Origin of the sequence: Arthrobacter sp. MYb213 (assembly GCF_002979915.1) — a bacterium.
Taxonomy (GTDB): Bacteria; Actinomycetota; Actinomycetes; order Actinomycetales; family Micrococcaceae; genus Glutamicibacter.
Window position 1 is genome coordinate 213,388 of the sequence record NZ_PCQA01000006.1, and the last position, 11,329, is coordinate 224,716.

The window sequence follows — 11,329 nt, forward strand, 5'->3', positions numbered from 1 at the left end:
GGAGGTGAGCTTACTTTTCGTCAAAAACTTCTCTCGCGGTGAGCACTTTGTCCGCATGCTTTTCGGCCCAGATGCGGATCGCGTCCATGGGTTCGAGCAGGCTACGACCTAAATCGGTCAGTTCATAATCCACCCGGATTGGAACCTGTGCGGTGACCTGACGATCCACCAGGCCGTCACGTTCCAAGGTCCGTAGCGTGCTGGTGAGCACCTTCGGGGTCACCGCTCCGATCTGTTGACGTAACCCGGAGAAACGAAGCGGCCCGTCAGCTAGGGTAAGCATCACTAAAGGGGTCCATTTATCTCCCAAACGTTGCATAATTTCACGTGAGGGGCAGTCCTGAATGAGTACATTAAATGTCGGGGCACTATCCATCAGGTAACCTAGTTTCGTTGAAGTAGTCAGTATCCAAAGGATACTATAAATGTGGACGATACATCTAGCGAGAGGACCATCATGAAGATTGCAGTTTACGGAGCCACCGGAATGGTAGGCAGCCAGATCACCGCCGAGGCACTAAACCGAGGACACGAAGTTACCGCCGTGAGCAGCACCGGCAAAACCGTCGAAGGCACCACCACGGTCACCGCACAGCTGAACGACACCGCTGCCTACCGCGATCTGGGTAAAAACCACGACGTCGTGGTGATCTCCGTACCACCATCGCGCACCGGTGGCGATCATCAGGAATACGTTGATGCCTTCGAGGAAATCACCGAAACCCTCATCCCTGCGCGTCTACTCGTCATTGGTGGTGCCGGAGCCACCGAGGTTGACGGTGTACGCCTCTACGACACCCCCGGATTCCCTGAAGCCTACCTAGCCGAGGCAGTCACCAGCGGCAAGGTTTATGACATGCTCACCTCGGTCTCCGGGATTACCTGGACCATGGCCGCCCCGGCGCCGGTCATTGAGCCGGCCACCCGCACCGGCAACTACACTCTCGGCGCAAATTCACCTGCCGGCGACTTCGTATCTTCTCAGGACTTCGCCGTAGCTATCGTTGATGAGATCGAAACCCCGGTTCACGAGAACCGTCGGTTCACCGTCGCCAGCGAAAAGTAAGCGACTGACAGCCAGTCAACCAAGTCCCGAGTCAACTTCTGAATTCCGCGCTCTACGGCAAGGAATCGGGACTTTGGGTCTTGGTTGACTAAGGTTGTCTACGACATCACTCACTCGCTCAAAGGTATATCTGCGTTCATGCGACGAAATCAGCGCACCACCCGCCTGCTCACCGGGGCACTAGCCCTTCCGTTGGCTGCTGCCCTCATTGCTGGCTGCTCCACCACCAACGACCCAGCCGCTTCCAAGGACGCGGAACCCGTTGCCGGCGGGACCTTGGTTTACGCCTCGGGCGATGCCGAGCCAAGCTGCCTAGACCCACACGTGGGCGGCAACTACCCGCAGGCATTGGTCGCATCCCAGTTCATGGAATCGCTGTTCACCAAGGACGCAGAGGGGAAGATCATCCCCTGGCTGGCAGAAAAAACCGAGGTCTCCACCGATGGCCTGACCCGCACCATTACACTGCGCGACGGGATCACCTTCCACGACGGAACCAAGCTCACCTCAGAGGCCATTAAAGCCAATATCGAGCACTTGCAGGATCCAAATACCGCTTCGTCCACCGGCTATCTAGCCGTGGGCAAGGTTGATCAGATCAAACTCGTCGACGAGCTCACCGCAGAACTCAAGCTTTCCGCTCCAGATAACGCATTGCTCGAATCGCTTTCCATGCCTTGGACCGCAATCCAATCCCCTAAGGGACTGAAGCGTGACCAGGCAGCAAACTGCGCCGCCCCTGCAGGCACCGGCCCATTCAAGGTTGAATCTTGGGATCGTCAGCAAGCGGTCAATCTGGTGCGTTACGAAGATTATGTCTCCCCGGCTGCCACTCCAGAACGAGCTAGCACCGCCTCCTACCTAGAGGGCATCACCTGGCGCTTCATCCCTGAAGCCGCCAGCCGTTATGCAGCGCTACAGTCCGGCGAAGTTGACGTCATTGACAACCCGCAGCCAGATACCATCTCCACCGCCGCCGATAACGGGCTGGGCCACCTAGATGCGCCTCGCCCGGGCGCTTCGAATCGTCTCGAGCTGAACAGCTCCAAGGCACCATTTGATGATGTGCGCGTGCGCGAAGCGTTCATGCACGCTGTCGATGTGAATTCCGGAATTAACTCGCTGTACTTCAACACCGCAAAGCGCAGCTACTCATTGCTCTCCAGCGTTGAACCACTGGGCATCTCGGATGAATCAAAGTTCACCACCGATGCCACGAAAGCCAACGAGCTACTCGACGCTGCCGGCTGGACTCAGCGCGATTCCGAAGGTTACCGGGTCAAGGACGGCAAACGACTGACGCTGAAGTTCCCGGTTTCCACCAACCAGTCTGTTCCTGCCGAGCAGTCCTTGTTCGAACAGATGCAGGCCGCCGCTAAGCCGGTTGGTTTTGAGGTCAAGATCGAGTTGCTGGACCTGTCCAGCTGGTACGGCGCACTGGCAAAGCACGAATATGACCTTGTTTCCGCTCCGTACACCAAGGTCGGCCCGAGCGTGCTGCGCATCTTGTTCCACTCCGATTCAACGGTTCCCGCACCTAGCGGTTACTTCGCCAATAATGCTCAGGTGAAGGATCCTAAGCTCGATCAACTGCTAGTTGACGCGGAGCAGACCAATGACGAAGCTGAGCGCGCCGAACTCTACAAGCAGGCTCAGCAGATCGTGCTGGACGGCTACTACGTCATGCCACTCTACGATCAGCAGAACCACTTCCTATACTCGAAGAACGTTCACGGTATGGACGAGACCACCGCGGTCTCCTCCCCGATCTACTACAACGTATTCCTTGATAAATAAGCGGTAAACACCTCATCATGAAACTGCTCGCTTGGTTGGGTCGCAAGGTTGGCGGCGCGCTGGTGGTGCTGTGGCTGGTTGCCACCGCCATCTTTATCGGCGTACGCCTCATCCCCGGCGACCCAGCCGAAGCGATCATGGGTGGTCCAGGGTCACAGGCTTCGGCCGAGGCTCTTGCCAACGCCCGCTCCGAATATGGTCTTGATCTGCCGATCATCAGCCAATATTTTTTGTTCCTCGCCAAACTCATCCGCTTGGACTTCGGGACCTCTTACTCCTTCAAAGACCCGGTCCTGCAGATCATGGGCGAGGTCCTGCCACCAACCATCAATCTGGCGCTAATGGCGCTGGTGGTGGCTTGGCTACTGGCCTTACTTTTTGCATTGCTCGCAATGCGCGCCAATAAAGTCGGCCAGCTGTTGGGTAACGCGGTAGAGATTGTGGCAGCCGCGGTCCCGCACTTTTGGCTCGGCGCGGTACTGATCATGTTGTTCTCCTCGATGCTCGGTTGGCTTCCCGCCGTCGCCAATGGAACTCCGGCCGGACTGGTCTTACCGGTACTCACCTTGGCGCTTCCGCTGGCCGGGTTCCTCACTCAACTGATGCGCGATTCGCTGAATACCGCGATGGGTAGCCAGTTTGCGCTGGCCGCTCGCGCCCGCGGCGAAAGCCGGCTGACCGTGTTCCGCCGTCACGGATTGCGCCATGCGGCGTTGCCGGCGCTGGGACTGACCGGTTGGGCTTTTTCTTCACTACTTTCCGGCGCCGTGGTCGTCGAGGCAATCTTCGCCCGACCAGGGTTGGGTCGGTCCTTGCTTTCCGCGGTACTTGCCCGTGACATCCCCATGGTCACCGGCATCGCATTGTTCTCTGCACTTGTTTATATCGTGGTGATGGCATTGACCGAGGCCATCGAGCGACTCATCGATCCGGCGGGGGCAGAATCATGAGCCGTACCGCAAAAATTCTCAGCTCACTTTTCATTCTCTTCTGGGTGCTCACCGCGTTTGTCCCCGCTCTTATCGCTCCGGCGGATCCGCTGGCGATCAATCCCTCCCAAGCTTTTCAAGCACCCAGTGGCGCGCACATTTTTGGCACCGACGAGTCCGGCCGTGACGTATTCACCCGGGTGATCCACGGTGCCGGAGACTCGCTCTACATTGGTTTGGCCGCCACCGCACTGGGCATGGGTTTGGCTTTAGTCTTAGGAACCGCGGCCGCTTTGGCCCCGCGCTGGCTCGACGAGGTGATCTTGCGGGTGCTTGAAGCGCTCTACTCGGTTCCTTCCTTACTTATGGCGTTACTGATCATCGCCTTTACCGGCCCCGGAGTGGGCCCGGCGATTGTCGCGGTGGGCTTATCCACGGCCCCAGGGTACGCACGGCTGGTACGTAGCCAAATCCGCACCTTGAAAAACTCGGAAATGTTAGAGGCCGCCACCGTACTTGGCCGCGGCACCTGGCTCAAGGTCCGCAATCACCTCGTGCCGAACGCGTTGCAACCGCTGCTCGCGCTGGTCACCTTGGGTATCGGCCAAGCGGTGATCTGGGCGGCCGCACTGTCATTCCTTGGTCTAGGTACTCCCCCGCCGGCACCCGAATGGGGTGCGATGCTCTCGGCAGGACGCACCTACCTACACCTTGCGTGGTGGCTCAGCTTCTTCCCGGGACTTGCCATCGTTGTTGTTGCCGCCGGTGCCACGCTGATTGGGCGTGCCCTGGGCGGGAAGGTGAAAGCCCTATGAATCCATTACTCGCAGTCGACAATCTCTGCGTCAGCTTTGCCGGCCAACAAGCCGTAAACGACGTATCCTTTGAGCTCAACGCGGGCGAATGCCTCGCGTTGGTGGGCGAATCGGGTTCTGGAAAGTCGGTCACCGCGCGCAGCCTCTTGGGGCTAAGCGGCGGAACCGTTAGCGCCGAGAAACTCATGGTCTGCCAAGAAGATGCGCTGACGCTGACCGAACCGGCTTGGCAAAAAATCCGTGGCAGTTCGGTGGTCATGATTCTGCAAGATGCGCTGATGGCCTTAGACCCCTTGCGCCCGGTGGGACGTGAAATCGAAGATGTCCTGAAAGAACACGGCACGCTGAACAGCAAAGCCCGCCGCGTCCAGGTGATCGAGGCTCTAGCCTCCGTGGATCTGCCGGATCCCGAGCGTCGCATGAAACAGCGCAGCACCCAGCTTTCCGGTGGGATGCGTCAGCGCGTACTGATCGCTCAAGCACTGATTGGCGACCCACAAATTGTCATCGCCGACGAGGCCACTACCGCACTGGATTCTCGCCTCGCAGCCCTAGTACTTAAGCAGTTGGCAGCGCTCAAAAATGAGGGCCGTGCTGTATTGATGATCAGCCACGATCTGGCTCAAGTGGCCCAACTGGCAGATCGCATCGCGGTGATGCGAGCCGGAAAAATCGTCGAGTCCGGGACCACGGAACAGATCTTGAACCACCCGCAACATGAATACACGCGCACTTTGTTGCGGGCCATCCCTTCGGGGGTGCCACGCTTTGCTCCCTTGAGCATCAAGGCCACAGCAAGTGAACCCCGCCAGTTGCCGCCGACCGAACCGGACACCACTCCCGCCTTGGTCGTAGAAAACCTGTCTAAGTCCTTCGCAAAGCACCCCGCCGTGATCGAGGCGGGCTTTGTGCTTCCCCGAGGTTCGACGCTAGGCCTGGTGGGAGAATCTGGTTCAGGAAAAACCACTACTGCACGGATGATTCTTGGCTTAGAACGCCCGGATGCCGGCAGCGTCACCCTGCTCGGTGAGCGTTTCGTCCCGCACAGCGAAGCAGCCCGGCGTAGCTTGCGAGAGAATATTGGCGCTATTTATCAGAACCCATTGGGCTCTTTTGATCCGCGCTACTCGGTGGGCCAGATCCTCACCGATGCGTTATCTGCAGGTCGCAGCAAGCGCGCCTCAGGATACAAAGACCAGGTTGCCCGGCTACTGGAACAAGTGGAGTTGGATCCCGCATTAAGCGGGCGTAATCCTCGTGAACTCTCCGGTGGACAACGCCAACGCCTGGCGATTGCCCGCGCGCTGGCACCGGAACCCCAGGTACTTGTACTCGACGAACCAGTCTCCGCCTTGGACGTTTCGATTCAGGCAACCATTTTGGATCTGCTGGACCGATTACAACAAGAGACCGGAACCAGTTATCTGTTTATCAGCCATGATCTGTCGGTCATCGAGCATATGAGCGATTTGGTAGCCGTGATGTATCAGGGCCGAATCGTCGAGCAGGGTAGCACTGCGGAAGTCTTCGGCGACCCTCAGCATGAATACACCCGGTCTCTACTGACAGCAATGCCGCGGCTGCGTTAGCGCCGTAGCTGGTCCGCTCGATCGCTCAATAAGTTGCCAGCGATTTCAATTTTCTCTGGTCGCAAGAATTTTTATCGCTTCGAGCAAGTTCTTATCATCAGATTGCAGAGCAGATGGTGCGACATCGTCGTTGTGCGGGCTTACAAGGCCGTCATTTTCGCATTCAAATATCTCCTATATCAGCAGATCGTCACGGTGCCGAGAACGAAAAATGATCTCATCAGAGAGATCTTTTCCGCTCCAAGCTCTGACCATCCATAGGTATTGAGACACTTCCTATTCTAAATCTAGGTAGAAATCTATATAGTTTTTATATGACCGCTCTCAGTATCACCGAAGCATCCAAGGCAGGGATTTCAGCGCTCATCGCTACGGCAGAAGCTGGCCACGACGTTCCCTTGTCACGGCATGGAAAAGTCGTGGCTGAAGTAGTCTCTGCCAAAGAAATCGCTGAATTACGCCACAATAGGGAGCTGCTACGAGAGGCTGCGCTAGTCATGGCCCGCTTTGCCACTGATAGTGGTGTGCGCACTAGTTTGGATCAAGCTATGGAATTATTTGGCTTAAGCCGTTCAGAACTTGAAGCAGAAAACGCTCAAGAGACCGCGTCTAAAAGTTCGTGAAGCAACCGCAAAAACGGTTGTGTATCGTCCGACTAACCGAAGACGCAGTAGCTGACCTGTACCGGCTACACAAAAAAGACCCGAGCATTCTTCGTGCCGTATTTAAGACCATGCTACTGCTAGAGCATTCGCCTACTGCTGGCGAGCCTCTCCTTGGCGCCCTGGTTGGATTTCGAAAATTAGTTGTCGGCGATCGGGACTGGAGAATCGTTTGGCGCATCACTGTAGATGCCACAGGGACCCCCATACTCGATATATCTGAAGTGTGGGCCGTCGGGGCACGTTCAGACGGTGCTATCTATGACGAGCTGACTTCCCGCGTTGCGCGTATGGGCGATGATCCCAAGATTCAGCCACTCAAAGATGTCATCATCCAAATGGGTAGACTCTATGAATCGGTCGAAGCGACTGCCGAACCCTCTAGGACACCAAGCATTCCAGGATGGATGGAGACTGCGCTGAAAGATCAGCTGCACCTGTCGGCGCAAGACATCTCGATACTTACAGAGCCACAAGCCCAAAAACTGCTCATGGAACATTGGTCCCAAAATCCTCGTCATTAAAACACTAGGTATCGCTAGAGACATTGAGCATCCGGGCGGAGCCGGTTCCTATCAGGGTCAAGTGGAAGGAACCGTGGAAACCTTATAAATCACACCCTAAACGTATGCCGAAATCAATGGCAGATTGGGGTGCAGGTAGTGTCCTTCCACCCTGCTGACAGCAATGCCGCGGCTGCGTTAGCAACCGCGGCACCATCAGCCGTAAATTCGATTTAGACTTTGTCGCTGAACTCTTCACGGACCTGCTTGCGCAAGATCTTGCCCAGCATGGAGCGTGGCATCTCTTCGATAGCGACGATGCGCTTAGGCACCTTATAAGCGGCCAATTGACCGCGGCAGTGCTCGCGCAGTGCCGCCTCATCCAAGGTTGCCCCCTCGTCGAGTTGAACCGCTGCCACCACCATTTCACCCCCGCGTTCCAGCGCCTTGCCGAAGACCGCAGCGTCCGCAACATCTGCGTGTTGACGCAGTGCGTTTTCAACTTCAGTCGGTGACACGTTAAACCCGCCGGTGATAATCAGTTCCTTGGCCCGGTCCACAATCTGCGTGAAGCCATCTTCGTCCACGGTGACCACGTCTCCGGTGTGCAGCCAGCCGTCTTCGGTCAGAGTTTTTGCGGTCTCTTCCGGGTTGTTCCAGTAGCCCGCAAATACCTGTGGTCCCTTGATCAGTAATTCGCCTGGTTCACCCTGAGCTACTTCTCGGCTCGGATCATCCACGTCGACTACCTTCATCAGGGTCGAGGGGAAAGGTACTCCAATGGTCCCGTTACGCCGCGAAGGATGAAATGGGTTACCCAAGGCCACCGGCGAGGACTCGGTCATCCCGTAGCCTTCCACCAATAAGCCGCCGGACATCGATTCCCACAGTTCCACCACGTGATCTGGCAGGTTCATCGCCCCAGAGATGCAGTACTTCGCCGAGCGCAACGAGATACCCTGCTCTTTGGCTGCCATCGCGGTGCGTTCATAAATGGGCGGAACCGCGCAGTACACGGTGGCCGGAGACTTCTTCCAGGCATCCAAGATTAGCTGCGGATCAAACTTCGGGAAGAGCACCAATAGTCCTTGCTTCTTGATCCCGAAAGTCAGATACAAGGTCATACCAAAAGCGTGGAACATCGGCAGGATTGCGTAGAGAATTTCCTTGCCCTGCTGCGCACCTTCCATCCATGCTTCACCCTGCAATGCGTTGGAATACAAGTTGAAGTGCGTGAGCATCGCACCCTTGGGGCGTCCAGTGGTGCCCGAGGTGTACTGGATAACCGCAAGGTCGTCCACGGTTGGGAATGGATGCTCGGAGCCCAAGCTTCCGGAGGCCAACAGCTGCTTCCAGGCCATGGTGCCGGCGGTGGGGGCGGTCAACGATTTTTTGGTTTCACGCAGTTTTTTCAGTGGAAGATTCAAGGCCATACGCTTGACCGCAGGGAAGGCTTCAAGCAGGTTCACCGCGATGATCGTATCGATCTGCACGTCGCCGGGAAACTTCTGCACGCTGGAGACTACCTTGTCCCAGGCGATGACCACGCGTGCCTGGTGGTCTTCAAACTGGTGGCGAAGTTCGCGAGAGGTGTACAGCGGATTGTGCTCCACCACGACCGCGCCCAAACGCAGCACCGCATAAAAGGCGACCACGTGCTGTGGGCAATTCGGCAAGATGAGAGCCACTCGGTCTCCGGCTTTCACACCGAGTTTGCGCAATCCTTCGGCTGCTTGCAAAACTTGTTCGCCAAGGTCCGCGTAGCTGACCTGGCGACCGAAGAATTCGGTGGCCGGACTCTGACCGGCTTCGCGCACGGACCGCTCGAACATATGGCTCAACGATTCGGTGGGAAGCTCAATCTGTGCAGGAACGCCTGGCTGATAGTTAGCTACCCAGGCCGGTGCGGCAGTATTATCCATGACTCTAATCATGCCCGATACCGATGGTTTCGGGTTAAACGTCGAGGCTGAATCTCGCAAAATTTCTATTCAACTGACTGCCGGGAAAGCCGGGCCCTGCCGGGATTTAGTGGGGTTGCGAATGATCTTCGGCGACCGGGGCCAGCGAAATTACGGCAGGTGAATCAATACTTTTCGGCACACGCTGGCCGGTGCGAGTGGCACCGATTCCTGCCAAAATTACCAGCGCAATGCCCACTATCGCGGCGGGACGTGGCACCTGGTGCAAGATCAGTAGTCCAACGGTCATCGCGATGGCCGGTTCCAGGCACATCAGCGTGCCGAAGGCCGCGGTGGTTAGCCGGCGCAATGCGAAGATTTCCAAACTAAACGGGATCACCGGCAATAACAATGCCAGTCCCACACCGATAACCAGGGTCTGCATGTCAATGGCAGCAAGCACGCCCGGACCTACCATGAACGTTGCAGCGATGGCGGCCACTGGCATTGATACCGCCAAGGCGCCGACACCCTCGACCGCGTCCCCGGCTCGTTGGGTCAGCAGCACATACACCGCCCAGCAGACAGCTCCACCCAAGGCATAGAGCACGCCGGTCAGATCTACCGCACCATGCCACGGTTCGGTCAATCCAAGTACGCCTAGCGCGGCGATCACAGCCCACCACCGGGCGGAGCCACGGCCTTGAATAATTGCCACCGCTAGCGGACCCATAAATTCAAGTGCGCTGGCGGTGCCCAGTGCAATGGTCTCCACTGACTTCATGAAGCTCACCGTCATACCTGCGGTAGCCAGACCCAAAAGCGCGCAGATCATCAACGTGTTTCGAGTGAATTTGAGCTTCCAAGGTCGGGCAATAACAACCAGAATGACCGCGGCCCAGGCTAGGCGCAACCAGGCAACGGCCTCGGAACCAATGTTCTCAGCCAAGACGATAGAGGCGGCCAGTCCCAATTGGACACAACTCATCGCGCCGAAGGCCATCATTGAGCCCATCGAGGCGGAGCTGGGTGCGGGTACTGACCGGAAGTTCATAATTACCAGTAGAACTCACGCCGGCTATTCGCGTCCACGCGAGAATCTCGAACACACCATTCGGTAATCATGGACAATGACTTTATGGAAACCCGCCGTTTACAGTACCTCTACGAACTATCACGCATGGGCTCGATGCGCGCAGTGGCAGACATCCTGGGTGCCACCACCTCCACGGTCTCCCAACAAATCGCGCAGCTTTCCCGAGATGTAGGCGTCACTCTCATCGAATCGGAAGGTCGTGGGGTGCGGCTAACTCCGGCCGGTCTGCGGCTTGCCGAACATGCCCGCAGTATTTTGGCTGCCGTCGATTCGGCACGCCTGAGTCTTGATTCCGAAGCTGAGCCTGCCGGAACGGTGCGCGTGGCCGGATTTGCGACAGCGATTCGCCGGTCCTTGATGCCGATTATTGAGGATTTGGCCGTGCACCATCCGCGGGTAGATATTGTGGTGCTCGAACATGAACCCGCCGAGGCGCTGAACCAGTTAGCCGTCGATGGCATAGATCTGGCGCTGACCTATGACTACAACTTGTCCCCGGAGCAGGTGGCCCCGGGAGTGGAAACGCTCGCCTTGTGGAGTAACGAGTGGGGTTTGGGCGTTCCTTCGGCGCTGGCAACGCCGTTCACCTCGCACCCCCTCGCTGCGGACGCCGCAACCGTCTTTGCCGCCTTCGCGCAGCATGACTGGATTGGCAATTCACGCAATATCGCCGACGAGAAGGTGTTGCGACTGATCTCCTCAATGTCCGGCTTCGAGCCGACGATGCGTCACCAGTCCGACAGCCTCGATCTGGTGGAAGACCTTATCTTGGCAAATCTTGGTGTGGGCCTGCTTCCGCGTGATCGTCCACCGCGCCAGGGGCTGACCATTTTGCAGTTAGCCAATCCGAACCTCGAGCTGCGCGCCTACGCCCGCACCCGTCAAGGACGAAGCACCTGGCCGGCCTTGGCTCTAGTTCTCCAGCGACTGCGCGGAGAATAGGAATTATGTCCGGGACCTACCGCAGGAGC

The 11,329-nt window shown here is 57.4% G+C and carries 11 protein-coding genes; 8 read left to right on the forward strand and 3 right to left on the reverse strand.

Going from position 1 to position 11,329, the window contains the following annotated elements; all coding sequences use genetic code 11:
- Positions 1-10: 10 nt before the first annotated feature.
- The gene (locus CQ011_RS14800) at positions 11-376 is read right to left on the reverse strand and encodes a winged helix-turn-helix transcriptional regulator (RefSeq protein ID WP_105678468.1); all 366 of its coding nucleotides are present in this window, start codon (positions 374-376) and stop codon (positions 11-13) included.
- A gap of 81 nt (positions 377-457) precedes the next feature.
- On the opposite strand from CQ011_RS14800, the gene CQ011_RS14805 reads away from it, so the two are divergent.
- The 7 genes from CQ011_RS14805 to CQ011_RS14835 all read left to right on the forward strand — a co-directional run bounded on the left by CQ011_RS14805 (position 458) and on the right by CQ011_RS14835 (position 7,382).
- Positions 458-1,066: an NAD(P)-dependent oxidoreductase gene (locus tag CQ011_RS14805; RefSeq protein WP_105678469.1), complete on the forward strand. Its 609-nt coding sequence runs from the start codon at positions 458-460 to the stop codon at positions 1,064-1,066.
- Between the two features lie 138 nt (positions 1,067-1,204).
- Positions 1,205-2,863 (forward strand): ABC transporter substrate-binding protein, encoded by a 1,659-nt coding sequence (locus tag CQ011_RS14810; protein WP_105678470.1) that lies wholly within the window; start codon positions 1,205-1,207, stop codon positions 2,861-2,863.
- A 17-nt stretch (positions 2,864-2,880) separates the two neighbouring features.
- Positions 2,881-3,813 carry an ABC transporter permease gene (locus tag CQ011_RS14815; protein ID WP_105678471.1) on the forward strand — a complete coding sequence of 311 codons (933 nt, stop codon included), beginning with the start codon at positions 2,881-2,883 and terminating at the stop codon, positions 3,811-3,813.
- The gene (locus tag CQ011_RS14820; RefSeq protein ID WP_105678472.1) at positions 3,810-4,607 is read left to right on the forward strand and encodes an ABC transporter permease; all 798 of its coding nucleotides are present in this window, start codon (positions 3,810-3,812) and stop codon (positions 4,605-4,607) included. Before CQ011_RS14815 ends, CQ011_RS14820 begins: the two co-directional genes overlap by 4 nt.
- On the forward strand, positions 4,604-6,196 hold the full coding sequence (locus tag CQ011_RS14825; protein ID WP_105678473.1) for a dipeptide ABC transporter ATP-binding protein: 1,593 nt from the start codon (positions 4,604-4,606) through the stop codon (positions 6,194-6,196). The genes CQ011_RS14820 and CQ011_RS14825 overlap by 4 nt, the downstream gene beginning before the upstream one ends.
- Before the next feature lie 314 nt (positions 6,197-6,510).
- On the forward strand, positions 6,511-6,819 hold the full coding sequence (locus tag CQ011_RS14830; protein WP_105678474.1) for a type II toxin-antitoxin system Phd/YefM family antitoxin: 309 nt from the start codon (positions 6,511-6,513) through the stop codon (positions 6,817-6,819).
- Entirely contained in the window at positions 6,816-7,382 is a 567-nt protein-coding gene (locus CQ011_RS14835) for a type II toxin-antitoxin system RelE family toxin (protein WP_105678475.1), read from the forward strand. The genes CQ011_RS14830 and CQ011_RS14835 overlap by 4 nt, the downstream gene beginning before the upstream one ends.
- Before the next feature lie 212 nt (positions 7,383-7,594).
- Here the strand turns inward: CQ011_RS14835 and CQ011_RS14840 are convergent, their stop codons facing one another.
- Positions 7,595-9,283, reverse strand: a complete 1,689-nt coding sequence (locus CQ011_RS14840) for a long-chain-fatty-acid--CoA ligase (RefSeq protein WP_105678476.1) — start codon at positions 9,281-9,283, stop codon at positions 7,595-7,597.
- A 106-nt stretch (positions 9,284-9,389) separates the two neighbouring features.
- Entirely contained in the window at positions 9,390-10,316 is a 927-nt protein-coding gene (locus tag CQ011_RS14845) for an EamA family transporter (protein ID WP_181148144.1), read from the reverse strand.
- An 84-nt stretch (positions 10,317-10,400) separates the two neighbouring features.
- On the opposite strand from CQ011_RS14845, the gene CQ011_RS14850 reads away from it, so the two are divergent.
- Positions 10,401-11,300 (forward strand): LysR family transcriptional regulator, encoded by a 900-nt coding sequence (locus CQ011_RS14850; RefSeq protein ID WP_105678477.1) that lies wholly within the window; start codon positions 10,401-10,403, stop codon positions 11,298-11,300.
- Positions 11,301-11,329 lie beyond the last annotated feature (29 nt).

Bases quoted from the DNA above. Each gene is read 5' to 3' on its own strand.
- CQ011_RS14820 (WP_105678472.1), top strand. From the start codon at position 3,810: ATGAGCCGTACCGCAAAAATTCTCAGCTCACTTTTCATTCTCTTCTGG.
- CQ011_RS14805 (WP_105678469.1), top strand. From the start codon at position 458: ATGAAGATTGCAGTTTACGGAGCCACCGGAATGGTAGGCAGCCAGATC.
- CQ011_RS14800 (WP_105678468.1), bottom strand. From the start codon at position 376: ATGGATAGTGCCCCGACATTTAATGTACTCATTCAGGACTGCCCCTCA.
- CQ011_RS14850 (WP_105678477.1), top strand. From the start codon at position 10,401: ATGGAAACCCGCCGTTTACAGTACCTCTACGAACTATCACGCATGGGC.
- CQ011_RS14815 (WP_105678471.1), top strand. From the start codon at position 2,881: ATGAAACTGCTCGCTTGGTTGGGTCGCAAGGTTGGCGGCGCGCTGGTG.
- CQ011_RS14810 (WP_105678470.1), top strand. From the start codon at position 1,205: ATGCGACGAAATCAGCGCACCACCCGCCTGCTCACCGGGGCACTAGCC.
- CQ011_RS14845 (WP_181148144.1), bottom strand. From the start codon at position 10,316: ATGAACTTCCGGTCAGTACCCGCACCCAGCTCCGCCTCGATGGGCTCA.
- CQ011_RS14830 (WP_105678474.1), top strand. From the start codon at position 6,511: ATGACCGCTCTCAGTATCACCGAAGCATCCAAGGCAGGGATTTCAGCG.
- CQ011_RS14825 (WP_105678473.1), top strand. From the start codon at position 4,604: ATGAATCCATTACTCGCAGTCGACAATCTCTGCGTCAGCTTTGCCGGC.
- CQ011_RS14840 (WP_105678476.1), bottom strand. From the start codon at position 9,283: ATGGATAATACTGCCGCACCGGCCTGGGTAGCTAACTATCAGCCAGGC.